The 23,706-nt window shown below is 71.9% G+C and carries 25 protein-coding genes; 11 read left to right on the top strand and 14 right to left on the bottom strand.

Annotated features, from left to right (window positions below; translation table 11 throughout):
- Positions 1-32 precede the first annotated feature (32 nt).
- Entirely contained in the window at positions 33-920 is an 888-nt protein-coding gene (locus J0911_RS00285; RefSeq protein WP_207273395.1) for an NAD(P)-dependent oxidoreductase, read from the top strand.
- A 134-nt stretch (positions 921-1,054) separates the two neighbouring features.
- Positions 1,055-1,738: a fasciclin domain-containing protein gene (locus J0911_RS00280; protein WP_207273394.1), complete on the top strand. Its 684-nt coding sequence runs from the start codon at positions 1,055-1,057 to the stop codon at positions 1,736-1,738.
- 119 nt (positions 1,739-1,857) lie between these two features.
- On the opposite strand, the gene J0911_RS00275 is transcribed toward J0911_RS00280, so the two are convergent.
- From J0911_RS00275 to J0911_RS00265, 3 genes are all read right to left on the bottom strand, one after another.
- Complete coding sequence (locus J0911_RS00275) at positions 1,858-2,703, bottom strand: anti-sigma factor (RefSeq protein WP_207273393.1); 846 nt, start codon at positions 2,701-2,703, stop codon at positions 1,858-1,860.
- Positions 2,696-3,277 (bottom strand): ECF RNA polymerase sigma factor SigK, encoded by a 582-nt coding sequence (gene sigK / locus J0911_RS20675; RefSeq protein ID WP_307864840.1) that lies wholly within the window; start codon positions 3,275-3,277, stop codon positions 2,696-2,698. The genes J0911_RS00275 and sigK overlap by 8 nt, the downstream gene beginning before the upstream one ends.
- 130 nt (positions 3,278-3,407) lie before the next feature.
- Positions 3,408-4,292: a helix-turn-helix transcriptional regulator gene (locus J0911_RS00265; RefSeq protein ID WP_207273392.1), complete on the bottom strand. Its 885-nt coding sequence runs from the start codon at positions 4,290-4,292 to the stop codon at positions 3,408-3,410.
- Between the two features lie 179 nt (positions 4,293-4,471).
- On the opposite strand from J0911_RS00265, the gene J0911_RS00260 reads away from it, so the two are divergent.
- Positions 4,472-5,344 carry an SDR family NAD(P)-dependent oxidoreductase gene (locus J0911_RS00260; RefSeq protein ID WP_207273391.1) on the top strand — a complete coding sequence of 291 codons (873 nt, stop codon included), beginning with the start codon at positions 4,472-4,474 and terminating at the stop codon, positions 5,342-5,344.
- A gap of 101 nt (positions 5,345-5,445) precedes the next feature.
- Here the strand turns inward: J0911_RS00260 and J0911_RS00255 are convergent, their stop codons facing one another.
- From J0911_RS00255 to J0911_RS00245, 3 genes are all read right to left on the bottom strand, one after another.
- Positions 5,446-5,634 carry a DUF5302 domain-containing protein gene (locus J0911_RS00255; RefSeq protein WP_207273390.1) on the bottom strand — a complete coding sequence of 63 codons (189 nt, stop codon included), beginning with the start codon at positions 5,632-5,634 and terminating at the stop codon, positions 5,446-5,448.
- A gap of 177 nt (positions 5,635-5,811) precedes the next feature.
- The gene (gene nrdR / locus J0911_RS00250) at positions 5,812-6,315 is read right to left on the bottom strand and encodes a transcriptional regulator NrdR (RefSeq protein ID WP_207273389.1); all 504 of its coding nucleotides are present in this window, start codon (positions 6,313-6,315) and stop codon (positions 5,812-5,814) included.
- 134 nt (positions 6,316-6,449) lie between these two features.
- The gene (locus J0911_RS00245; RefSeq protein WP_207273388.1) at positions 6,450-7,064 is read right to left on the bottom strand and encodes a LysM peptidoglycan-binding domain-containing protein; all 615 of its coding nucleotides are present in this window, start codon (positions 7,062-7,064) and stop codon (positions 6,450-6,452) included.
- 178 nt (positions 7,065-7,242) lie between these two features.
- Between J0911_RS00245 and lexA the strand changes: the two genes are divergently transcribed.
- Positions 7,243-8,007 (top strand): transcriptional repressor LexA, encoded by a 765-nt coding sequence (gene lexA, locus J0911_RS00240; protein ID WP_207273387.1) that lies wholly within the window; start codon positions 7,243-7,245, stop codon positions 8,005-8,007.
- Between the two features lie 38 nt (positions 8,008-8,045).
- On the opposite strand, the gene J0911_RS00235 is transcribed toward lexA, so the two are convergent.
- The 3 genes from J0911_RS00235 to hflX all read right to left on the bottom strand — a co-directional run bounded on the left by J0911_RS00235 (position 8,046) and on the right by hflX (position 12,849).
- Positions 8,046-9,032: an L-lactate dehydrogenase gene (locus J0911_RS00235; protein ID WP_207273386.1), complete on the bottom strand. Its 987-nt coding sequence runs from the start codon at positions 9,030-9,032 to the stop codon at positions 8,046-8,048.
- Between the two features lie 54 nt (positions 9,033-9,086).
- Positions 9,087-11,243, bottom strand: a complete 2,157-nt coding sequence (locus J0911_RS00230; protein ID WP_207273416.1) for an ATP-dependent DNA helicase — start codon at positions 11,241-11,243, stop codon at positions 9,087-9,089.
- Between the two features lie 73 nt (positions 11,244-11,316).
- Entirely contained in the window at positions 11,317-12,849 is a 1,533-nt protein-coding gene (gene hflX / locus J0911_RS00225) for a GTPase HflX (protein ID WP_207273385.1), read from the bottom strand.
- A gap of 158 nt (positions 12,850-13,007) precedes the next feature.
- On the opposite strand from hflX, the gene J0911_RS00220 reads away from it, so the two are divergent.
- Positions 13,008-13,628, top strand: a complete 621-nt coding sequence (locus tag J0911_RS00220) for a class I SAM-dependent methyltransferase (protein WP_307864838.1) — start codon at positions 13,008-13,010, stop codon at positions 13,626-13,628.
- 27 nt (positions 13,629-13,655) lie between these two features.
- On the opposite strand, the gene dapF is transcribed toward J0911_RS00220, so the two are convergent.
- Genes dapF through J0911_RS00205 form a run of 3 tightly spaced genes read right to left on the bottom strand, consistent with a single transcriptional unit; the run spans position 13,656 to position 16,361 of the window.
- Positions 13,656-14,597, bottom strand: coding sequence for a diaminopimelate epimerase (gene dapF / locus J0911_RS00215; RefSeq protein WP_207273384.1), 942 nt, complete (start codon positions 14,595-14,597; stop codon positions 13,656-13,658).
- Positions 14,594-15,613 carry a tRNA (adenosine(37)-N6)-dimethylallyltransferase MiaA gene (miaA, locus tag J0911_RS00210; RefSeq protein ID WP_207273383.1) on the bottom strand — a complete coding sequence of 340 codons (1,020 nt, stop codon included), beginning with the start codon at positions 15,611-15,613 and terminating at the stop codon, positions 14,594-14,596. Before miaA ends, dapF begins: the two co-directional genes overlap by 4 nt.
- Positions 15,614-15,623: 10 nt before the next feature.
- Positions 15,624-16,361: a hypothetical protein gene (locus J0911_RS00205; protein WP_207273382.1), complete on the bottom strand. Its 738-nt coding sequence runs from the start codon at positions 16,359-16,361 to the stop codon at positions 15,624-15,626.
- Positions 16,362-16,459: 98 nt separating this feature from the next.
- On the opposite strand from J0911_RS00205, the gene J0911_RS00200 reads away from it, so the two are divergent.
- Positions 16,460-17,059 carry a type III secretion system chaperone family protein gene (locus tag J0911_RS00200; RefSeq protein WP_307864837.1) on the top strand — a complete coding sequence of 200 codons (600 nt, stop codon included), beginning with the start codon at positions 16,460-16,462 and terminating at the stop codon, positions 17,057-17,059.
- Positions 17,056-17,619: a type III secretion system chaperone family protein gene (locus J0911_RS00195; protein WP_307864836.1), complete on the top strand. Its 564-nt coding sequence runs from the start codon at positions 17,056-17,058 to the stop codon at positions 17,617-17,619. Before J0911_RS00200 ends, J0911_RS00195 begins: the two co-directional genes overlap by 4 nt.
- A gap of 63 nt (positions 17,620-17,682) precedes the next feature.
- On the opposite strand, the gene miaB is transcribed toward J0911_RS00195, so the two are convergent.
- Entirely contained in the window at positions 17,683-19,350 is a 1,668-nt protein-coding gene (gene miaB, locus J0911_RS00190) for a tRNA (N6-isopentenyl adenosine(37)-C2)-methylthiotransferase MiaB (RefSeq protein WP_207273381.1), read from the bottom strand.
- Positions 19,351-19,512: 162 nt separating this feature from the next.
- Between miaB and J0911_RS00185 the strand changes: the two genes are divergently transcribed.
- The 4 genes from J0911_RS00185 to J0911_RS00170 all read left to right on the top strand — a co-directional run bounded on the left by J0911_RS00185 (position 19,513) and on the right by J0911_RS00170 (position 22,917).
- Entirely contained in the window at positions 19,513-20,298 is a 786-nt protein-coding gene (locus J0911_RS00185; RefSeq protein WP_207273380.1) for an amino acid ABC transporter ATP-binding protein, read from the top strand.
- A 77-nt stretch (positions 20,299-20,375) separates the two neighbouring features.
- Positions 20,376-21,224, top strand: a complete 849-nt coding sequence (locus J0911_RS00180; protein WP_207273379.1) for a glutamate ABC transporter substrate-binding protein — start codon at positions 20,376-20,378, stop codon at positions 21,222-21,224.
- A 101-nt stretch (positions 21,225-21,325) separates the two neighbouring features.
- Entirely contained in the window at positions 21,326-22,015 is a 690-nt protein-coding gene (locus tag J0911_RS00175; RefSeq protein ID WP_207273378.1) for an amino acid ABC transporter permease, read from the top strand.
- Positions 22,012-22,917: an amino acid ABC transporter permease gene (locus J0911_RS00170; protein WP_207273377.1), complete on the top strand. Its 906-nt coding sequence runs from the start codon at positions 22,012-22,014 to the stop codon at positions 22,915-22,917. The genes J0911_RS00175 and J0911_RS00170 overlap by 4 nt, the downstream gene beginning before the upstream one ends.
- 184 nt (positions 22,918-23,101) lie before the next feature.
- Here the strand turns inward: J0911_RS00170 and J0911_RS00165 are convergent, their stop codons facing one another.
- Entirely contained in the window at positions 23,102-23,704 is a 603-nt protein-coding gene (locus tag J0911_RS00165) for a regulatory protein RecX (protein ID WP_307864835.1), read from the bottom strand.
- Between the last annotated feature and the right edge of the window lie 2 nt (positions 23,705-23,706).

Genomic DNA, 23,706 nt, shown 5'->3' with positions numbered 1-23,706 from the left:
CCCGCGCCGGGGCGGCGACGCACACTCCGGCCATGGAGAACGAGAGGCAGGGCACGGTCGGGTTCCTCGGGGCGGGCACGATGGGCGAGCCCATGGCACGCAACCTCCTGCGGTCCGGAACCCGCCTGGTGGTCTGGAACCGCACCAGGTCGAAGGTCGACGGCCTGGTGCGCGACGGCGCCCTGGCGGCCGCGTCGGTGGAGGATGTGTTCACCCGCTGCCGGATCGTGGTCTGCATGCTCGCGACCGAGGACGCGGTGGACGAGGTGCTGGGCCGCGGCGACGACCGGTTCTCCGGCCTCGTCCGGGACACGGTCGTGGTGACGATGGGCACGACCGCACCGGCGTGGTCCGCCGCCCTCGAACGTGACCTCGTCGCCGCCGGCGGCGCCTACGTCGAGGCGCCCGTCTCGGGCTCCCGGGTGCCGGCCGAGGCCGGTGAGCTGCTCGCCATGGTCTCGGGTGACCCGGACGCCGTGGAGCTGGTCCGCCCGGTCCTCGAGGCGATGTGCTCCCGGATCCACGCGTGCGGGCCGGTTCCGGGCGCCCTGACGATGAAGCTCGCCGTGAACACGTTCCTCGTCGCCTCGATCACCGGCCTGGCCGAGGCGATGGCGTTCGCCGAGCGGTGCGGACTGGATCTCGGCACCCTGCGCGCCATCGTCGACACCAGCCAGATGGCCTCACCGATCTCGCGGATCAAGACCGCCAAGCTCGCCGGCGGAGACCTCGGCCCTCAGGCCTCCGTCCGCGACGTCGGGAAGAACGCGCGGCTCATCGCCGACCATGCCGCGTCGCACGGCATACCCGCACCGCTGACCGACGCCGCGGTCCGCGTGTACGACGATGCCGTCGCCGCCGGCCTCGGCGAGCTGGACCAGATCGCGATCGTCCGGGCGCTGGCCGCCGCGACGTCCTGAGCCGGTACGGATCGGGGGGACCGCCCTGGTCCGCGGAACCGATCATGATCCGATCCCATCCGTCGTGGCCCCGGCTCCGAACCAGGGGCAAGACGCCCCGTGTCCCGCGGGGCGGCGACCTTGAGGAGAGAATCATGAACGCTCGCACCCGCACCTCTCGCGCCGTCGTCGGCCTGGCACTCGTGTCCGTGCTCGGCCTCGCCGCGTGCAGTTCGGGCGACGACGGTGCGGCCGGGTCCGAGGAGACCGCCGCCGAGGAGTCGGCGGAGGAGGAGGACATGAGCGAGGAGACGGAGGACACGGGTGAGGACATGGCGGACCCGGCCGCGAACCTCGTCGGGCCGGGCTGCACCGACTACGCGGAACAGGTGCCGGACGGCGCCGGCTCCATCACCGGGATGTCCACCGACCCGGTCGCCGTCGCCGCCTCGAACAACCCGCTCCTGACCACGCTCGTCGCGGCCGTGAGTGGCGAGGTGAACCCTGACGTGGACCTGGTGGACACGCTGAACGGCGACGAGTTCACCGTCTTCGCCCCCGTGAACGAGGCGTTCGAGGCCATCGACGCCGACACGATGGACACCCTGTCCGAGGATGCCGACATGCTCACGGGCATCCTCACCTACCACGTGGTGCCCGGGCAGCTCACGCCCGACCAGGTGGTCGGCGAGCAGACCACGGTCCAGGGCGGGACCGTCGAGGTGACCGGCGGCGGCGACGAGCTCATGGTGAACGACGCCAACGTCATCTGCGGCGGCGTCATGACGCAGAACGCCACCGTCTACCTGATCGACTCGGTCCTCCTGCCCTCCTCCTGATCCGCTCCGCGGCCGTCCCGCCGGGCGGGGCGGCCGCGGCGGCCCCACGCCTCCGGGCCGGAGCGACGAAGAGCGCCTGTCCACCGGACAGGCGCTCTTCGCTCGTACCGAGACGTGCGTCAGGCGCCGAGAACGACGAGCGGGTCCGTGGTCGGCTGCTCCGAACCGGCGTCCGGCTCGATCGTCACGGCCATGCCGACGCCGTCGGACGCCCGCACCAACGACGACGTCTCGCCGCCGCGCAGGTCGAGCACCCCCGCCGACGACACGCTGCCATCCGCGGCGACCACCCAGAGCTGGTAGGCGCGGCCCTCACCGGGGTCGGGAAGTCCTTCGGCGTGGAAGAACATGTCCTCCCCGGCGACGAGCACCGCGGCCTGGCCGCCGCCCTCGACGGCACTCCTGAGAATGGCGCTGTCCGGGTTCCCGAGCAACTCTGACACGGCTTCCACCTGCTCCCGCATGCGGTCGCGCTCGGCGGACACCTGGACGGCGATGGCCGTCGGAACGGCGATCGCGACGGCGGCGGCGACCGAAGCCAGCGCGGTGCCCCACCGGCGCACGCGCCGTCGGCGCAGGTCGTCGAGCTGTACGACGTCGCCCCCGGCGTCCGGTCCACCGCCGGCCACCTGCCGCCGGGGTGCGGACGACGCTCCCGTGGCCCCGGAGCCGTGCCCGTGCGGCGGTTCGGGGGCTCGCGCGGCGGGAGCCTCCGCCTGAGGCGTCGTCCGGATCCGTTCGAGCACGCTCGCGCGCACGGCGGCGGGCGGCTCGGCCTCGACGGCGAACGCCGCGACGACGTCCTGGTACTCAGCGAGCGCCCGGCGGGCGTCGGCGTCCACCTCGAGCAGCTGGTCGACGGACCGGCGCTCCTGCTCGTCGAGGGCGTCCAGGGCGTACCCGGGCAGGAGGTCGCGCACGTCGTCGCGCGGGTCCTGCGGGGTACCCGCGGTCTCGTCAGACATGACGCACCCCCAGGCAGTCACGCAGCCGGTTGAGCCCGTCACGGATCCGGCTCTTCACCGTGGGCAGGGCGGCGTCGAGCTTCTCGGCCACCTCGCGGTAGGTGTAGCCGCCGTAGTAGGCGGCGACGACCGCCTCGCGCTGCGTGGGCGTCAGCCCTTCGATGCAGCGCCGCACGGCGGAACCCTCCAGGCGCCGCTCGACGTCCTCGGCCACGACGTCGCGGCCGGGATCCGCCGTGCGCAGGTCCGTGTCACGCTGGTCCCGGTCACGCCGGGACTGCTCCGACCGCACACGGTCGACCGCGCGACGCCGCGCGAGCGTCGCGACCCAGGTGCGGGCGGAGCCCCGTGCCGGGTCGAACCGAGTCGCTGTCTGCCACACCTCCACCATCACCTCCTGGGTCACTTCCGCCGCATGGTCGGGATCACGCAGTACGCCGAGGGCCGTGCCGTAGGCTACCGGCCCCAGAGCGTCGTACACGGGCGTGAACGACTCGGGGTCGCCCCCGGCGCAGGCCGCGAGCATCGCGTCGACGGCGTCGCGCGACGAGGTCCGAACGGGTGGTGATGCCACCGCCTCAGTCTGCCCTACATGCACCTCCGTCCGGGTCCGCACCCAGGGTTCGAGGCCGGAAGGCTTCCGGATGGGGCGACTCAGGTCACAGCCGTCGACACGGCCGGCGAAGGAGGCGAGCTCCCCCGCGTCACGCGGTCCCGGCCCCCGTGCCCTGCGGGGAAGGGCTGCCGCCGGACAGCGACCAGCTCGCCAGGAGCGCCAGTGCCCTCTCCGACGGCGACCCGGCCTCGGCCGAGTACGCATAGAGCGTGACGTCTGCGTCGCCCGGGAGGGTCAGGGTCTCGTACTCGACGGTCAGGTCCCCGACCACCGGATGACGCAGCTGCTTGGAGCCGTGAGTGCGCTGGTTGACCCGGTGCTCGTCCCACCACGTGCCGAACTCGGCACTGGACCGGCGCAGGTCGGCGATCAGTTCAGCCGTCGCACGGTCGGCCGGATCGTTGCCCGCCTCCAGGCGAAGACTCTGCACCGCGGTCCGCGCCTGCTCCTCCCAGTCCACGAACAGCGACCGCGCCTCGTCGTCCAGCAGCAGCCACCGGGCGTAGTTGCGCCCGGTGGCCGGGAACCGCTCGAAGTCGGCGAACAGTGCTTTGCCCATCCGGTTCTGGGCCAGTACGTCGGCACGACGCCCGAGCACCAGGACCGGCACGTCGGACAGCGCGTCCAACAGCTGGTACAGGCCGGGACGAACGCGCTGCACCGCCCGGGACCGCAGCGGCGCGGCCCCGCCGCCGAGCCCGATCAGGTCGGCGAGATGGGCCCGGCCCGCCGCGTCCAGGCCCAGAGCCCTTCCGACGGCGTCCACCACGGACGGCGAGGGCACGATCCGACGGCCCTGCTCCAGGCGCGCGTAGTAGTCCGTCGAGACCCCGGCCAAGAACGCCACCTCCTCACGCCGCAGTCCCGGCACCCGCCGGACGCGCCCGTCGGCGGGCAGCCCCGCCCGGGAGGCGTCGCACTGGCTGCGTGCGCGGCGCAGGAAGTCGGCCAGCTCGGTGTTCCGCTCCGTCATACCGACATTCTCGTCCGAGACCGAAGGGGGTGACCCGCCGTGGGTGGACCTCTCGGACCCAGGTTCCACGTCCTGGGACGAGAAGAGACAGCTGTCGGGCCCCGCGCCCGCGCGGACGCCGGAAGGCTTGACCTGCCGGCACACGCAGCCGGCTCGACCCCTGCCAAGGAGATGGAAGCATGACCTACCCCACCGACCGTCCCGCCACCTGGTTCGTCACCGGAGCCTCGCGTGGCCTGGGCCTGGATCTCGTACGCCGGCTGCTCCAGCGCGGCGACAACGTCGCGGCCACTACTCGGTCCACCGAACGCCTGACCACCGCCCTGCGGGCGTCGGACACGTCGCGGCTGCTGGCCCTGCCCGTCGAGCTCGCCGACGAGGACCAGGTCGCTCACGCCGTGACGAGCACGCAGGAGCGCTTCGGTGGCCTCGACGTCGTCGTCAACAACGCCGGCTACGGCTACCTCGGTGCCGTCGAGGAGGTGTCCGACGCCGACGCACGCGCGATGTTCGACGTCCAGGTCTTCGGCGCGTGGAACGTGCTGCGCGCCGTGCTGCCGGGCTTCCGCGAGGCGCGCAGCGGCCACGTCATCAACGTGTCCTCCGTCCTCGGGCTGCTCTCCTTCCCGGGGTGGAGCCTGTACACGGCCGGCAAGTTCGCGCTCGAGGCGATCACGGAGTCGCTCGCCGCCGAGGTGGCCGACCACGGCATCAGGGTCAACCTCGTCGAGCCCGGCTACATGCGCACCGACTTCCTGCGTCCCGTCTCCCTGGGACTGCCGGGCTCCACGAGCGACGCCTATCCGGCGATCCGTGAGATGGTCGACCAGCACCTGCGGATGCCCGGCACCCAGCTCGGCGACCCCGCCAAGGCGGCCGCTGCCATCATCACGATCGCGACCACGGGCGAGGCGCCCCTGCACCAGCTCCTCGGCTCGGACTCCCTCTCGCTGGCCACCGGCAGGCTCCAGAGCCTGGCCGACGACGTCGAGGCATCCCGCGCTCTCGCCACGACGACCGACATCCCGGCCACCGATCGCCCGACCACCTGAGACACCGGCGCGCGCGGAGCCGCTTCGGTTGGGGCGCCCGGAGGACGCGAAAAGGGCCGCCGCCAGGTCTGGCACCTGGCGGCGGCCCCGGTCGGCAGGCCTCAGCCGCTCTTGCGGCGGAACATCTTCTGCACGGGGCCGGTGGTCTCCGGCCCGTGCACCGCTCCGGTGTTCCTTTCGGCCTCGGCCGTGCGGTGGCTCGCGTTGTTCTTGCGCTCGAGCGCCTCGCGGAACTTCGCCTTGGCGTCCTCGCTGGGCGCGGTGCTGCGATCGTTGTTCTCGGACGTCACACCGACCACCTCCTCGTCGTCTCAGGATCCCTGGCCGGGTCCGTGCGACCAGCGTCCCCCGGACGGGGACCGAACGCCAGCCCTTTTCCGCTCTCGGCGCGCCAGCGCATCACGGGCCGCCGCACGGAGTGCCTTCCGCATCCCTCGCGGACCGGCGCCTCCTTCTGGGGGCGCGCGTCACACCGGCTCGGTCCGGGAGCCCTCCGGCACGCCGTCCGCCTCCGCGGCGCCCGCCTCGGCGTCCTTGCGCAGGTCGGTGATGGCGGCCTCGAAGTCCTCCAACGACGAGAAGTCCTGGTAGACGCTCGCAAAGCGTAGATAGGCGACGACGTCGAGCTCCCGCAGCGGTCCCAGGATGGCCTTGCCGATCTCGTTCGCCTCGATCTCGGCGCTCCCGGTGCTGCGCAGCGTCTCCTCGACGCGCTGCGCGAGGAGCGCGAGGTCGTCGTCGCTGACCGGCCGGGGCTGGCAGGCCTTGCGGACGCCCGTGGCGATCTTGTCCCGCACGAACGGCTCCTTCGCGCCGGACCTCTTGACCACGGTCAGACTCGCCGTCTCGATGGTGGTGAAGCGCTTGTGGCACGCCGGGCACTCCCGCCGGCGGCGGATCGACGAACCATCGTCCGACGTCCGGGAGTCCACTACGCGCGAGTCACCGTGACGACAGAACGGGCAGTGCATGCGGTCTCCTGCGGGCTCGGCCAGCGACCGGGTACTCCCGGCCGGGACTTGACCGTATGCGGGCAAACCGCACCCATGCAACACGACTGCGGCGATATGTCGAGAACGTTGCCGACCTCACTCGGGCAGGTGGCTCATCCTGCCGGGACGTAGAGGGTCTGCCCCACGGTCAGACCGCCCGTCGGCAGGTCGTTCAGCTCCTGCAGCCGGCGCACGACGTCGCGGACGTCCTGTCCGGGCCGCGCGACCGACGCGGCCAGCTCCCAGAGCGTCTCGCCCGGCTCGACGGCGTGCGCCCGCACCTCGACGGGCTCCGCGGGCGCGCCGGCGACCGCTGTCGTCGCTCCCCAGGCGACAGGGGCCACCAGGGCCAGCGCCGCCACCGCGACCACGAACCTGCCCCGCGCGGTCAGCCGCAGCCCGTCGAGGTCGAGGCGCGCCGCGAGTGTCCGGGTGACGCGGGCAGCAGACCCGGCGCCACGGCGACCGCCGTCCGCGACGGCGTCGGGCACGTCCTCTCCGCGGGGGACGCGGGTTCGCGCAGGACACGCCTCGGGCCGAGGGCCGCCCGGCCCGACGCCGGCAGTGCCCGTCCCGTCGAGGGGGTCGTGTCCGGCAGGGGCGACCGCCTCCTCGACCCCCTCCCGCCCGAGCGGTGGCACCACCCGCAGATGACGTTCGCCCGACGGGCGGCGTGCGCCCGCTCTCCTCCTGAGCCCGCGGAGCTCCACCGTGGTCGTGGTGCTCATGACCGCCTCCTGAGATCGCCTTTCGAACAGATGTGCTTCGCACAAGCGTACGACGAACACTCGTACCATTGTGTAGCACGCGACACCCTTCGTGTCGAGACACGCTCGAACATCCGTTTGAGATTCGCCGGGACCCGATCTAGAGTTGGCGACATCAAACGACGAGGAGGGCCACAGCATGACGGGACGTGAGAGGACGCCGGGCATGATGCCGGGAAGCCTGGGCAGCGTCGGCACCATCGCCCGGAACGACGAACCGCTCGATCTCGGCACCGCGGCCGAACGTCTGACGCCCCGCCAGCGCAAGGTGCTGACGTGCATCCGTGAGTCGTTCGAGGCGCGCGGCTATCCGCCGTCCATGCGCGAGATCGGGGACTCGGTCGGCCTCGCGAGCCCGTCGAGCGTGAAGCACCAGCTTCAGGTGCTCGAACGCAAGGGCTTCCTGCGCCGGGACCCGAACCGGCCCCGCGCGATGGAGCTGGTCGACCCGGAGTCCGGAGCCCGCCAGAGCCCTCAGCCGGGCGAGGTCCACTGGGGCGGGACCGCCGAGCAGGCCGAGTCCGCACCGCAGGCGTCGTACGTCCCCCTGGTGGGCCGTATCGCCGCGGGCGGGCCGATCCTCGCCGAGCAGGCTGTCGAGGACATCTTCGCGCTGCCGCGCCAGGTGGTCGGGGACGGCGAGCTCTTCCTGCTCAAGGTGGCGGGCGACTCGATGGTCGACGCCGCCATCTGCGACGGCGACTGGGTCGTGGTGCGCCGGCAGAACGTCGCCGAGCAGGGTGAGATCGTCGCGGCCATGATCGACGGCGAGGCCACGGTCAAGACGTTCAAGCAGACGGACGGGCACGTCTGGCTCATGCCGCAGAACGCGGCCTACGAGCCCATTCCGGGCGACGAGGCACAGATCCTCGGACGCATCGTCGCGGTCCTCCGCAGTCTCTGAGTCCGCCGGGCCGGCAGTGATGCCGGCCCGGCGACCGGTCACAGACCGAATCGTCGCTGGATGGCGCGGACCCGCTCCGCCGAGGCCCGGAGGTCCCGCAGCTCGCCGCCGGACAGCGGGATGTCGATCGTCTCGGTCGCCCCACCCCGGCCCACGAGTGCCGGTACCGACAGGCACACGTCGTCGATCCCGTAGTAGCCGTCCAGGTGGGAGGACACCGGCAGCACCCGGTGCTCGTCCTTGAGGACGGCCTCGATGATTCTCGTGCCCGCCAGCCCGATCGCGTAGTTGGTGGCGCCCTTGCCCTCGATGATCCGGTAGGCCGACTGCACGACGTCGGCCGCGATACGGGTCCTGACCTCCTCGTCCAGCGGGGGCCGCCCGGCCAGGCCGGTCCAGTCCAGCAGCGGCACACCGCCGATCGACGCCGAGCTCCACAGCGCGATCTCGGAGTCGCCGTGCTCCCCCGCGATGTACGCGTGCACGTTGCCGACCGCGACACCCGCCTGGCGCGCGATCGCCTCGCGCAGCCGTGAGGTGTCCAGCACCGTCCCGCTGCCGAACACGCGCTCACGCGGGAGCCCCGAGAACTTCTGCGCGGCGTAGGTGACCACGTCCACCGGATTGGTGACCATCACGTACACCGCGTCGGGCGCGACGGCGACGAGCCCGGGCATGAGCTCCCTCGTGAGACCGACGGTGGACTCCGCCAGGTCGAGCCGCGACTGACCGGGTCGTTGCTTCGCACCGGCCGTCACGACGACGACGTCGGCTCCCTCGCACACCGCCACGTCGTCGGACCCGACGATCTCCGCCTGGGGGACGAACATCTGGCCGTGCTGGAGATCGAGGACCTCGGCGTCCACCTTCGACCTGTTCGTGTCCATCAGCGCGACGGTGCGCGCGGTTCCGCGGGCGAGCGCCGCGTAGGCCAGCGTCGTCCCGACCGCGCCGGCGCCGACGACCGCCAGCTTCGTGGTCCGTGCGGAGCGGCGCGCCGTGGCCGTGCCGTCGGCTGCTGTCACGATTCCTCCTGAGGTGGCTGGGGTCCTTCTCGAACCCGGGGCGGGCGGCGGAACCTACACGTCGAGCCGGGACAACGCGGCCCGGACGAGCGCACGGTCGGTGGTCGGCCAGAAGGCGGGCATCGAGCGTACGAGGAAGGACGCGTACCGGGCGGTCGCCAGGCGCGGATCGAGCACCGCCACCACGCCGCGGTCCTGCGTCCCGCGGATCAGGCGGCCCGCGCCCTGAGCGAGCAGCAGCGCGGCGTGCGCCGCCGACACGGCCATGAACCCGTTACCGCCCGCCTGTTCGATCGCGCGGGCGCGTGCCGCCTTCACCGGGTCGTCCGGCCGGGGAAACGGGATCCTGTCGATGAGGACCAGCTGGCACGACGCACCTGGCACGTCCACTCCCTGCCACAGCGACAGCGTGCCGAACAGGCAGGTGCGAGGATCGTCGGCGAATTCCCGCACCAGGGTGGGAAGCTGGTCGTCGCCCTGCGCCAGGATCGGCAGGTCGAGCCGCTCCCGCATCGCCTCGGCCGCGGCCGTCGCCGCACGGCGGGACGAGAACAGGCCGAGCGTACGGCCTCCCGCGGCGGTGACGAGTTCGGCGATCTCGTCGAGCTGTGCCTCCGTGGTCGGTTCCCGGCCGGGCGCCGGCAGGTGCCGGGCGATGTAACAGATGCCCTGCTTGCCGTAGTCGAACGGGCTGCCGACGTCGATGCCCTTCCACGCGGCGCCGTCGTCGTCACGGTCGGCCCCGCGGTCCGTACCGTCGCCGGTTGCCGCCGCGCTCTCGCGGCCCAGCCCGAAGGTACCGGCGATGGGGTCGAACGTCCCGCCGAGGGCCAGGGTCGCGGAGGTGAGGACACCGGTCGCCGCACCCAGCAGGTTGGTGCGGATCAGCCCCGCGACGTGGAGCGGGGCCGCGTGCAGACGGGAGACCGACTCCCCGAAGCCGCCCCAGGCCGTGTCCGGCCGCGTCAGCCAGAGCACGTCCGCGCTCGTGTCGTCCGCCGCCATCCGCTCGGCCACCTCGAACAGCTGCAGAACGGCACCCTGGGCCAGCTTGAGACCCGGATCGGCGTCGTTGCCCGAGCCTCCCGCGCCCCTCTCCTTCTCCGGCTTCAGTTCGCTGAGCACGCCGCGCGCCGCGTCACGCACCCCGCTCACGGCGTCGCGCAGCTCTCCCTCCAGACCCCGCGGGAAGCGGTCGCCCGACGCCGTGACCAGGACGGTTCCGAGCCTGGTGCCCGCGTCCTCCAGCGCGGTGGTGTCCGCGCCGCCGTGCCGGCGCGCCAGACGGGCGGCGTGCTCCACCGACGCCGCGGAAAGTTCCACGGTGGCCGACGCCGTGACCCGGTCGACCAGTTCGTGCGCCTCGTCCACCACCACCACGTCGTGCTCCGGCAGCACGTTCGAGTTCCCGGATGCCGCGATACCGAGCATGGCGTGGTTCGTCACCACCACATCGGCGTCGCGGGCCGCTGCGCGCGCCTGGTCGGGAAAGCACTCCGCGAGCATCGGGCACTTGCTGCCGAGGCACTCCAGCGCCGTCACCGACACCTGCCGCCATGCCTTGTCGGGCACTCCCGGCACGAGGTCGTCCCGGTCCCCGCTGTCGGTCTCCGCGGCCCAGGCGTGCAGCCGGCGGACATGGTCGGCGAGCGAGGCGGCGTCGTCACGGCCGGAACGTCCTCGACCGCCCCCACCGCCCCGCGCCCTCGACGGCTCCGGAGCGGCGTGGTCCTCGGCGGCCGGCAGGTCGAACAGCGTCGTGTCCTCCCCCGGGTACCCGCCCCCGACCTTGTGCTTGCACAGGTAGTTGTGCCAGCCCTTGAGCAGCGCGATCCGCGGCGCCCGCGACAGTCGCGGAGCCACGGCGTCCGCCACGACCGGCAGGTCCCGGGTGATGACCTGACGCTGGAGGGCCAGCGTGGCGGTGGACACGACGACACGGTCTCCCGAGGACACGGCGTGCCGCACGGCCGGGACGAGATAGCCGAGCGACTTGCCCGTGCCGGTTCCGGCCTGCACCAGCAGGTGCTCGCCCGACTCGATGGCCTCCGTGACGGCGCGCGCCATGCGATGCTGCCCCTCCCGCCGCCCCCCACCGAGCGCCCCGACGGCAAGGTCGAGCAGATCGTCGACCTCGGGAGCGTCGGTACTGGTGGCGGGCGTGTCAACGGGGGTGGTCACGACATCGATCGTACGGCCCGCCACTGACATCGACACAGGGCGCATCCGGCCGCGCGACCGGGCTCGCCGCTCACGGAGTGGCGGGCCCCGGCCGCGTCGCCGGTCAGGACGCCGCGCGCGCGGCCCGGTCGAGCTCGGCCGCCAGCTGCTCGTCCACGCGTCCGCGGACGAGCGTCCCGGTGGCCACGTGCTCGGTGTGATCGATGTCGCCGTGCTCGTGCACGCGGTGGACGAGGTCCCCGCGCGAGTAGGGAATCACGACGTCGACCTCCACGCCGGGGCGCGGGAGCTCGGCGGCGATCCGGTGCCGTAGCTCGGCGATGCCCTCACCGGAGTGGGCGCTGACGACCGCTGTGTTCCGCTCGCGGCGCTGGATCCGGCCGATCACCTCGGGATCGGCCACGTCGGCCTTGTTCAGCACGACGATCTCGCGCACGGTGTCGATGCCGGGGATCTCCGAGAGGACCTCGCGCACGGCCGCGATCTGCCCTTCCGGGTCGGGGTGGGAGGCGTCCACGACGTGCAGCAGCAGGTCCGCGTCACCCACCTCCTCCAGGGTGGAACGGAACGCCTCGACGAGCTGATGCGGCAGGTGCCGCACGAACCCGACGGTGTCGGCCAGCGTGTACACCCGGCCGTCCTCGGTCCGCGAGCGCCGCACGGTCGGGTCGAGGGTGGCGAACAGGGCGTTCTCCACCAGGACACCGGTGCCGGTGAGGGCATTGAGCAGGGACGACTTCCCGGCGTTGGTGTAGCCGGCGATGGTGACCGCGGGGATGGCGTTGCGCCTGCGGCTGAGTCGCTTCGTCTCGCGGGCCGGCTTCATCGCGGCGATCTCGCGCCGCAGCTTCGCCATGCGGTTGCGGATGCGGCGGCGGTCGAGCTCGATCTTGGTCTCGCCCGGTCCGCGGGAGCCCATCCCGGCTCCGGCGCCGCCGACCTGGCCACCGGCCTGCCGGGACATCGACTCTCCCCAGCCGCGCAGGCGTGGCAGGAGGTATTCGAGCTGGGCGAGCTCGACCTGGGCCTTGCCCTCCTTGGACTTGGCGTGCTGGGCGAAGATGTCGAGGATGAGGGCGGTGCGGTCGACGACCTTGACCTTGACGACGTCCTCCAGCGCACGACGCTGGGAGGGCGCGAGCTCGCCGTCGATCACGACGGTGTCGGCACCGGCGTCGCGGACGACGTCGGCGAGTTCTGCCGCCTTGCCGGATCCCAGGTAGGTTCCCGGGTCCGGCTTCTGCCGGCGCTGAAGCAGCCCGTCGAGGACGTCGGACCCCGCTGTCTCGGCGAGGGCGGCGAGCTCACGCAGCGAGACCTCCGCCTCGCGGGCCGCGGCCTCGCCGCCGGAGTAGAGGCCGACGAGGACCACCTTCTCCAGCCGTAGCTGCCGGTACTCGACCTCGGTGATGTCCTCGAGTTCGGTGGAAAGCCCGGCAACGCGGCGCAGCGCACTGCGTTCCTCGAGGTCCAGCTGGTCCCCGTCGTGGTCGGCGTGGACGGTCTCGCCCTCGGAGCGCGCGGTCCCCGCCCGAGCGAGCACCCGCGCGACGACGTCGTTCGCGATCGCCTGGGCGCCTCGCGGGTCGTCCGGCCCGGTGGCCGGGGCGTCGGGTTCGGTCGGGACGTGGGTCATGTACTGCCTTTCTCTGGGTGACGTCTTCTACAACAAGGATCCCACGTGTTCTCGTCCCGGTTCCATGGGAATTTCCCGCGGCGGCTCCCCACCGCGCGGGAGGGTGGTCGCGGAGTCGTGGTGAGCCGGGCGTTCCCGGGGTCTCCTAGGATCTGAACGTGCCCCAGGACGACGTCGGACACCCCGACCACTACTTCAGCGCGCGGCCCGCCTCCGCCGGGGACCTGCGCACCATCACGGTGCCGATCGCCGGGCGGGAGGTCGAGGTCGAGGTTGCGGCCGGCGTGTTCTCGCCGGGCGGCGTCGACAAGGGCACCCGTGTGCTGCTGGACGAGGTGCCGCCACCGCCGGACGGGGACCTGCTGGATCTGGGGTGCGGCTGGGGTCCGCTGGCGCTGACCATGGCGTCGGAGAGTCCGGCGGCGCGCGTCTGGGCCGTGGACGTGAACGAGCGGGCGCTGGACCTCGTGCGGCGCAACGCCGCTCGCCTCGGGCTGGGCAACGTCCGTGCGGTCACGCCCGGCGAGGTGCCGGACGACGTGCGGTTCTCCGCCGTGTGGTCGAACCCGCCGATCCGGATCGGCAAGGTCGCACTGCACGAGCTGCTCGGCCGGTGGCTGCCCCGGCTGGCGCCGGGCGCGGACGCGTGGCTCGTGGTGCAGAAGAACCTCGGCGCCGACTCCCTCGCCCGGTGGCTGGGCGACGCGCTGGATCTCGCCGTGGACCGGGAGGCGTCGTCGAAGGGCTTCCGGATCCTGCGGGTCTCCGCGGCCGGCTGAGCCGAACGGCGCGGGGTCGAACGTCCGTCAGACCTCGAAGGACCCCGAGAACACGAGTTCGGCCGGCCCGGCGAGCTCGACGTGCCCGTCGCCGAGCGCACGCACCCGGACCTCACCGCCGGGGACCTCGACGAACCAGGTGTCGGGCGCTCCGTCGCCCTGCCACGCGCGCACCGCGAGCGCCGCGGCGCAGGCGCCGGTACCGCACGACTGCGTCTCTCCCACGCCGCGCTCGTGGACGCGCATGCGAAGACGTCCGGCGGGTTCACCGCTCGGCGCGCGCTCGTCCCCGAGCGGGACGACCAGTTCGACGTTCGTGCCGTGCGGGGGCAGGGGCGCGACCTCGGGAGCCGCCGTGAGGTCCAGCTGGTCGAGCTCGTCGGTGCTGGGCAGCGCGACGACGGTGTGGGGGTTGCCGAGATCCACGGACAACCCGGGCCGGGGGGTGGTCCAGCCGCGGACCACGACCCCGGCGTCGTATCCGGCGGTGCGTGCGTCGTCACCACCGGGCAGGAACCACGCGCCCATGTCGACCGCGTACCAGCCGTTCGGCTCCTTGCGTACGCGCTTGACCCCGGCCCGGGTGCCGAGGGCGAATCCGTGGCGGGAGGCGTCGGGCCCGCGACCGCCGCCGGCCCCGAACGAGACGTAGCCGAGGCGTTCCGCGAAGGCGGCGAAGACGCGGACCCCGTTGCCGCACATCTCGGCGACCGAGCCGTCGGCGTTGCGGTAGTCCATGAACCAGATGGCGGAGGAGTCCTCGGCGAGGATCTCGTCCCCGATCGCATCGCCCGCGCCGGCGATCGAGGCGGTGGAGGTGAGCCGGATGACGCCGTCGGCCCCGACACCACCGCGCCGGTCCGTGAGGCGCCGCACCAGGTCGCCGTCCAGGTCGAGCTCGTCCTTCGGGTCGGCCACCAGGACGAAGTCGTTGTGAGTGCCGTGTCCCTTGGTGAACTCGATCTTCATGCGCCAAGGGTACGGCGAACCGGACCGTCCCCGGGACGCGGCAGGGTGCCGGCGTCGGCGGCGGCGACGACGGCGAGCGCGTCGTCGAGCAGGGTGGGTGATCCCGCGTCCAGCCACTGCACACGCGGGTCGCGGCCGAACCAGCCCATCTGCTTGCGAGCGAGCCTGCGGGTGTTCGCCGCGACGGCGGCACGCGCGTCGTCCTCGCCGGTCTCCCCGCGGAACCACGCCAGGATCTCGGCGTAGCCGACGGCACGCGCCGCCGTCGTCCCCAGCCCTGGACCGGTGCCGCCCTGAGCGGGCGACGCGAGCCGCCGTACTTCCTGGACCAGCCCTGTCTCCCACATACGCGTCACGCGACGCTCGACGCGCGCGTCGAGCGCGGAGCGGTCGCAGTCGAGGCCGATCTGGACCGTCGGCCGGACGTACTCCTGGCGCGGCAGGTTCGCGGTGTAGGGCGCCCCGGTGAGTTCGATGACCTCCAGCGCGCGCACGATCCGGCGCGTGTTCGTCGGCCCGATCGAGTCGGCCGCGGCGGGATCCCGCCGCGCCAGTTCCGCGTGCAGGGCGCGGCGCCCCTCCTGCTCGGCGCGCTCCTCGAGGTGGGTCCGGATCGCGGCGTCGGTGCCGGGGAAGTTCATGTCGTCGAGCAGGGCGCGCACGTACAGCCCGCTGCCGCCGACGACGACCGCCCGCGCACCGCGCGCGTCGATGGCGTCGAGGTCTGCGCGGGCGGCACTCTGGTAGCGCGCCACGGAGGAGTCCTCCCGAGGGTCGAGCAGGTCGAGTTCGTGGTGTTCGATCCCGCGTCGTTCGCCGGGGGGCACCTTCGCCGTGCCGATGTCCATGCCGCGATAGAGCTGGTAGGCGTCGGCGTTGACGACCTCGGCCGGAGCCCGGCCGCGGGCCGGCCCTTCCCCGGGCCGTGCCGCGCCCGGGCCGAGCGCCTCGGCGAGGTCCAGCGCGAGGTCCGACTTCCCGGTGGCGGTGGGGCCCACGACGGCGACGACGATCACGTCGGCGACTCTAACCCCGGGACGGCCGCGGGAGACGGGGGCCCGAGGTCGTCAGCCGGTACTCGGCGGGCAGATGGTCGTGGTCCTGCGGGAACACCCGGGTCTCATGAACCCAGCCGTCCGTGCCCACCGCCGTCAGCACGTCCCCCACTCCCGGGGTGAGCTCCGGTCCCGTTCCCGGGCCGGGCTCCGAGGTGTTCGGATCGCCCGGGCGCGGTGCCGCGGGACCCGGCGTCCGCCCGGCCGCGACGACAAGGGTGCCGCCCGCCGCGAGATGCGCGGCGATCGCGCCGGCCGCGTCCGCCGCCGTCCCGCCGCCGTCCTCACGGTGGACGACGGCACCGGGCAGCACCCGGGGCGTGTCCGTGCCGTGGTGCCGTGCCACGGACGGCGCCTCCACGACCAGCGTCCCGGCCGCCCGCTCGCCCAGCGCCATGCCCAGGCACAGCAGCGCCACGGAGGCCGAGGTCCCCGCGGTGGGCCGGCCGCCGTGAGCTGCCCAGGGAGCCGTCACGTCGCCGGGCAGCATCCGGTCCCCGATGCCGGCCGCCGCGAGCGAGGGCCGGAGGGCGACGGGCCCGCGTGGTCCTCGCGCACCGTGCGCGAGGACCATCGGCGGCCCGTTCTCCGCCAGACTCGCGAGCGCTGCGCAGACCGCCAGGCGCACGGGTGCCAGGGGATCGGCGATCCCCCCGCTCCCGGGGATGAGCAGCGCTGTCGCGGGCAGGATCACGGTTCGGAGGAACACCTGGTTCACGGTAGTCGAACGAGTGGTCTAGACGGTTCCATGAGAAGACTTTCTCGAATCCATGGGTATAGCCGGGCAAGCGCGGGTACTGTGGTTCGGTGAGGTTCTTCGGACCACGCCGCCGCGAGGCGGCGGAAGAAGGCGATCCGACCGGTCGCCGCACGCCCCGCACCGGGTCCCCGGAGCTCTCCGACGACGAGCTGCGGTCCCAGGTGGAAGGCGTCCTGCTACGTGAGCTGACCGACGGTCTCGACGACCCGACACGTGTGCCCACCCCGCTCAGCCGGGAGCGGGTCACGAGTTGGCTCGCCGAGAGCGACTTCAGCTACTTCGTCGACTCCGAGGGCGACATCGGCGGGATGTGGCACGGCTGGCTGTTCCACTTCCTGGTCGTCGGCGAGGGATCCGAGGTGCTGCAGGTGCGCGGGCAGTGGCACCGCGACCTGAGCATCGAGCGCCTCGAGGAGATCCTGGAGATCTGCAACGACTGGAACGCCGAGTGGATCTGGCCCAAGGCGTACGTCTGCGTGCGCGACAACGGCGCCGTGCTGGTCTACGCGGAGGTCACCGTGGACCTGGAGCACGGCGTGTCGGACGAGCAGCTGGATCAGCTGCTTCAGTGCGGACTCACGACGGGCTCCATGTTCTTCGAGCACCTCGACGAGGTGTATCCGGACCCGCTGAGGTCGGCGCCGTGAGACCGGACAACGAGCGGCTGAGTTCCCGGCGGGCGAGGCCGGGCTGGCTGGCGCGGCTGTTCAACCCCCGCACCGCGGACCATCCCGCCGACGCACGAGACGTCGCCGACGACAACGTCGACGTCGAGCTGCCGCGCCCCCTGACGACCCAGCGGATCGCCGACGACCTGAGCCGGCGCGGCTACAAGTTCCGCGTCGACAACGACGGCGACGTCACGGGCACGTGGGACGGCAACCGGTTCTGGTTCCTGCTGCTCGGTGAGCACGACGAGATCCTGCAGATCCGGGGGCGGTGGGCCGGGAACCTCTCGGCGTCGTCACGGCTGGGCGTCCTCCAGGCGACGAACGACTGGAACCGGGAACGGATCTGGCCCAAGGTGTACGCCCGGTCGGAGGCGCACGGCCTGACGCTGTACTCGGAGGTGTCCGTGGACTTCGAGCACGGCGCGACCGACGACCAGCTGGCGCAGACCGTGTCGTGCGGACTGGTGACCGCGGCACAGTTCTTCGCGTCGGTGGCCGCCCTGACCCCACCGGAGATCAGCGACGACGCACGCTGACCGGGCACCGGGCGGGAGACGGCACGCGTGGCGGCCGTCCCCGCCGCCGGCGCGGTCCTCTGGTCAGCGCGGGCCGATGGTGGGCATGCCGAGCGTGACCGGGGCGCCGGGCGCGGGAGCGCCGTGCCCGTGGTGGTCGTCGCCGCCCCCGAGACGCGCCCTCTCCCGCGCGGCCCAGGCGTCGCCCGACCGCGTACGGCGCACCGCGAAGCCCGTACCGGCTCCGCCGGTCGCCGAGTCCGCGATCAGGTGGTGAGGTGCGGCGTGGGTCACGGTCACGGTCACGGTGTCCCCCGGCCGCGGGAGACCGGGGGCGAGGTCGGCGACATCGGCCAGCCGCGGGTCGTCGAGACCGGCCGGCTCGGAGGGAAGGAGCTCGGAGCCACCGGGACCGTCCCCGGGAAGCGCGAAGTGCACGAGCCGGTTGTCCCGGGCACGGCCGCTCAGGCGGTGCGTGGCACCGTCCTTCCTGCCCGCGCCCTCGGCGACGAGAACCTCGAGCGTGCGACCGATCTGCTCCTGCGACTCCTCGGCCGAGATCCGCTCCTGCAGCGCGAGCAGCCGCTCGAACCGCTCCTGGACGACCTCCTTGGGCAGCTGCCCCTCCATCGTCGCCGCCGGTGTGCCGGGGCGCTGGGAGTACTGGAACATGAACGCCGAGCTGAACCGCGCCTGCTCGACCACGCGCAGGGTCTCGGCGAAGTCCTCCTCCGTCTCGCCCGGGAAGCCGACGATGATGTCCGTGGTGATCGCGGCGTCCGGCATGGCGGCGCGCACCCGGTCGAGGATCCCGAGGAACTTCGCGGACCGGTAGGAGCGGCGCATGGCCCGCAGGATCCGGTCCGAGCCGGACTGCAGCGGCATGTGCAGCTGGGGCATGACGTTGGGCGTCTCGGCCATGGCGTCGATGACGTCGTCCGTGAAGGCGGCCGGGTGCGGGGACGTGAACCGCACCCGCTCGAGCCCCTCGATGCCGCCGCACGCGCGCAGCAGCTTCGCGAAGGCCCCACGGTCCCCGAACTCGACGCCGTAGGAGTTCACGTTCTGCCCGAGCAGCGTCACCTCGACGGCGCCCGCGGCCACGAGCGCCTCGACCTCCGCGAGGATCTCCCCCGGCCGGCGGTCGCGCTCCTTGCCACGCAGGTGCGGCACGATGCAGAAGGTGCAGGTGTTGTTGCAGCCCACGGAGATCGAGACCCAGCCTGCGTAGACCGACTCGCGACGGGTCGGCAGGGTGGAGGGGAACACCTGGAGGGACTCTGCGATCTCGACCTCGGCCCTCTCGTTGTGCCGGGCGCGCTCCAGCAGCACCGGCAGGGCGTCGAGGTTGTGGGTGCCGAAGACCACGTCGACCCACGGCGCCTTCTCCACGATCGCGCCGCGGTCCTTCTGCGCGAGGCAGCCGCCCACGGCGATCTGCATCCCGGGGCGCTGCGACTTGATGCCCGCGAGCTGGCCCAGGTTCCCGTACAGGCGTGTCGCGGCGTTCTCGCGGACCGCGCAGGTGTTGATCACCACCACGTCGGCGTGGTTGCTCGCCTCGTCCTCGCTCGACGCGCGCGTGTAGCCGGCCTGCTCGAGCATGCCGGCCATGTGCTCGGAATCGTGCACGTTCATCTGACAGCCGAGAGTGCGGACCAGGTAGGTCCGCCGCTCGGAGACGGCGCCTGCGGTGGCGTCGACGTCGGTGACCGTGGTGTCGGGCGCGGTGGGAAGCGTGGGCGTGGACATCGCGCCAATTCTACGATTCCGCGGACGGCGACGACGCCGGACCCCGGGAATCCGGATCCGGCCAGTCCAAGAGCCCATAATCGGACATCTGTTACCGAACCGTTGTGTCCTCGTGACTCTGACGTCCCGGCGACGAAACACACGATCGATTAGGTTCATGGGATGGACACCGCGACCACCGACGACGCGCCCCCGGCACCCCGTGAGCTCGGCGAACCTCTCGTCGAGCTCCGCACCGTGAACAAGCATTTCGGCGCGCTGCACGTGCTGCAGAACATCGAGCTCACCGTCCACCAGGGTGAGGTCGTCGTCGTCATCGGCCCGTCCGGCTCGGGCAAGTCGACGCTGTGCCGCGCGATCAACCGGCTGGAGACCATCGACGACGGTGAGATCACCGTCGACGGCATCCCGCTGCCCGAGGAGGGCAAGGCCCTGGCACACCTGCGCGCCGACGTCGGCATGGTGTTCCAGTCGTTCAACCTGTTCTCGCACAAGACCGTCCTCGACAACGTCACCCTCGGGCCGCGCAAGGTCCGCGGACTCTCCAAGTCCGAGGCCGAGTCCGAGGCGATGACGCTGCTGCAGCGGGTAGGAGTGGACTCGCAGGCGCACAAGATGCCGGCGCAGCTGTCCGGTGGCCAGCAGCAGCGTGTGGCCATCGCCCGCGCCCTCGCCATGCGGCCGAAGGTCATGCTCTTCGACGAGCCGACGTCGGCCCTCGACCCGGAGATGGTCAACGAGGTGCTCGACGTCATGGTCTCCCTCGCCCGGGAGGGCATGACCATGATCGTCGTCACCCATGAGATGGGGTTCGCCCGGAAGGCCGCCGACCGCGTGGTCTTCATGGCGGACGGCCAGATCGTGGAGGAGGCCGAGCCGGACGAGTTCTTCACGAATCCGCGGACCGACCGGGCGCGGGACTTCCTCTCGAAGATCCTGACGCACTGACCGGGCTTCCGCCCCGGCCCAGCCAGAATCACCAGCTCCCGACACAGTTGACAGTCCGCATCATCGAAAGGGAACCCATGCGCAAGCACACGACCGCGGTGGCACTGACCGCCGCATCCGCTCTCGCCCTGTCCGCCTGCGGCACCGCGGAACCAGGCGATACCGGTGGCGACGGTGGTGACGGTGGCGGCGAGACGATCACCATCGGCATCAAGTACGACCAGCCCGGCCTCGGCCTCCAGAAGGGCGCCGACTACGTCGGGTTCGACGTCGATGTCGCCAAGTATGTCGCCGACAAGCTCGGCTACGGCGAGGACCAGATCGAGTTCGTGGAGGCCATCTCCGCGAACCGCGAGACCATGCTCCAGAACGGCGACGTGGACATGATCTTCGCGACGTACTCGATCACCGACGAGCGCAAGGAGGTCGTCGAGTTCGCCGGCCCGTACTTCGTGGCCGGCCAGGACCTGCTCGTCGCGGCGGACGACGACTCGATCACCGGCCCGGAGGACCTGGAGGGCAAGAACCTGTGCTCCGTGACCGGGTCCACCTCGGCCGAGCGCATCAAGGACGAGTACGCGGAGGGCGTCGAGCTCGTGGAGCGCCCCGGCTACTCCGAGTGTGTCTCCGCCCTGGCCTCCGGCGCCGTCGACGCCGTGACCACGGACGACATCATCCTCGCCGGCCTCGCCGCCGCACAGGAGGACCCGACCGCGTTCAAGGTGGTCGGTAACCCGTTCTCCGAGGAGAACTACGGCGTCGGCCTGCCGCAGGGCAGCACCGAGCAGTGCGAGGAGATCAACGCCGCGATCACCGAGATGATCGACGACGGCACCTGGGAGGAGCTCGTCGCCACGCACACGGACGGCACCGGGTACACGGCGAACGAGGAGCTGAACCCGCCGGAGCCGGCCGCCTGCGCCTGACCCGTTCGTAGTTCTCGGTTCGTCGGACGGCGGTCCGGGTGACCCTGTGCGGCCACCCGGACCGCCGTGCGACAACGACCATCTCGACCGAAAGGCAAGGAGTGGGCGACTATCTGTCCGGCCTCTGGACGGTGTTCGAGGAGTACGACGTCCTCGCCGCGTTCTGGGTCAACATCCAGCTGACGTTCTGGGCGGGGCTGCTGGCGCTGGCCCTGGGCACGGTGCTGGCGATCATGCGGATCTCCCCGATCGCCAGCCTGCGGTTCGTGGGCACGGCCTACGTCAACATCCTTCGGAACACCCCGCTGACGATCATCATGACGTTCATGATCCTGGCGCTCGTGTTCCAGCTCGCACTGCAGTTGTCGAGCAATCTCAGCGACAGCTATTTCCGGTTCGCGGTGCTGGGCCTGGCGGTCTACCACGCCTCGTTCGTGTGCGAGGCGATCCGCTCGGGCGTGAACACCGTGCCGCTCGGGCAGGCGGAGGCCGCCCGCGCGATCGGGCTGCCGTTCATGGACTCGGCCCGGCTGATCATCCTGCCCCAGGCGTTCCGCGGTGCGATCGCGCCCCTCGGCAGCGTGCTCATCGCCCTCATGAAGAACTCCACCGTGGCCGCCGCCGCGAGCGTGACCACGGAGACGGCCTCGACGATGAAGGTCGCGATCGAGTTCAATCCCGACTACCTGATGGAGATCTTCGGCGTGTTCGCCATCGGATGGGTCATCCTCGTCATTCCCGTCGGGCTGCTGACCACCTGGCTCTCCGAGCGACTGGCGGTGAAGCGATGAGCGCCTCCGTCCTCTTCGACTCCCCCGGCCCACGCGCCCGGGCGCTGATGACCGTGTTCAACATCATCGGTGCGCTGGCACTGCTCGCCGTGGTGGGATGGGTCGTCTATCTGCTGTACCTCAAGGGGCAATGGTCCTGGACGCTGTGGGGCCCGGTGTTCGCCGGCGACTTCTGGGTCTACTACGTCTGGCCAGGACTCCAGAACACGCTCCGGTCCGCCGCTTTCGCGACCGTGGGAGCGGTCGTCTTCGGGGTGATTCTCGGGATGGGCCGCCTCGCCCACAACCGCGTGGTGCGGTGGACGTCCGGGGCGATCGTGGAGTTCTTCCGCGCCATGCCCGTGCTGCTGTTGATGATCTTCCTCAATCTGCTTCTCGCCCGCATGCTGCCGGGTCTGGAGGACAGGTTGTTCATGGCGGTCGTCGTGGCACTCGTCCTCTACAACGGCTCGGTGATCGCGGAGCTGGTTCGCTCCGGCGTGCGGAACCTGCCCAAGGGGCAAGGGGAGGCCGGCCTGGCGGTGGGGCTCACACCGAGCCAGACGCTTCGGTCGATCCAGCTGCCGCAGGCTCTCGTCGCGATGTTGCCCGCGCTGCTCTCCCAGCTCGTCGTGGTACTCAAGGACTCGGCACTGGGCCAGATCATCGGCTACTCCGAACTGCTGCGCTCGGCCCAGATCTTCGGCAACGCCCCTCCGATCAACAACCTCCAGGCGCTCCTGGTCGCAGCGGTGCTGTTCATCGTCATCAACTGGCTCCTGACCGTGCTGGCCCAGCGGCTCTCGCGACGCCTGTCGAGCCGGGGGCGGGCAGCCGTGGCACCGACGGCGATCGACGCGGGGGCTGTCGCCGGTGCCGCACCCTTCACGGGCGGAGCAGGCGGCCGGGTCGGGCGGGTCTAGGACAACGCCTCACGCTCGCGGGGCCGCGGGGTGTCGGGCCTCGAGCTCGTCACGTCGAGTTCATGGCGTCCGGGTTGGTGGCGTCCGGTGGTCCTTCCATGGATGGTCGGCTCGAACAGCCGCCGGATCATCCACGGAAGGACCGGCCAGGCGCTTGTTCGCCGCGGGCGCCGTGCCGGGGCGCTCAGTCCGCGAACGGCAGGTCGTCGGTCTCCTCGCCGTCCGCGGCGAGGGCGTCCCGGACGAGTTCGAACGCGAGCCCTGGCGCGTAGCCCTTCCGGGCGAGCGAGCTGACGGCACGCCGGATGCGTACATCACGCTCCCGACCCCGGGTCCTGGCGATCAGCTTCTCGGCCAGGCGCGCACCAGCGGCTCGTTCGTCGTCGGCGTCGATCTGGTCGAGCGCTTCGACGGCGGTCTCCTCGTCGATGCCGCGGCGTCGTAGCTCCGCGGAAATGGCCCGGCGGGCCAGCCCGCGTTCACCATGTCGGGTGCGGACGATCGTCCCGGCGTAGGCGGCGTCGTCGACGAGGCCGACCTCGTCGAAGCGCTCCAGGAGAGGGGTCACCACCGATTCCGGGTAGCCCTTCCGGGCGAGCGACTGCTCCAGCTCGTGGCGTGATTTCTGAGCCGCAGTCAGGATGCGGAGCAGCGCCTCACGCGCCGAGTCGAGCGCTTCCTCGTGAGTGATCTCACCGGCGTCGAGGCGCTCGGCGACGGACGTTCGTGGTGCCCGGCTCCGACGCTTCCCCACGCCGGAACCGGGCGCCTCACCACGGTACTGCACCG

It is taken from the genome of Myceligenerans salitolerans (assembly GCF_017349295.1).
GTDB classification, from domain to species: domain Bacteria; phylum Actinomycetota; class Actinomycetes; order Actinomycetales; family Cellulomonadaceae; genus Myceligenerans; species Myceligenerans salitolerans.
This window is presented reverse-complemented; position numbering and strand designations above follow the sequence as displayed.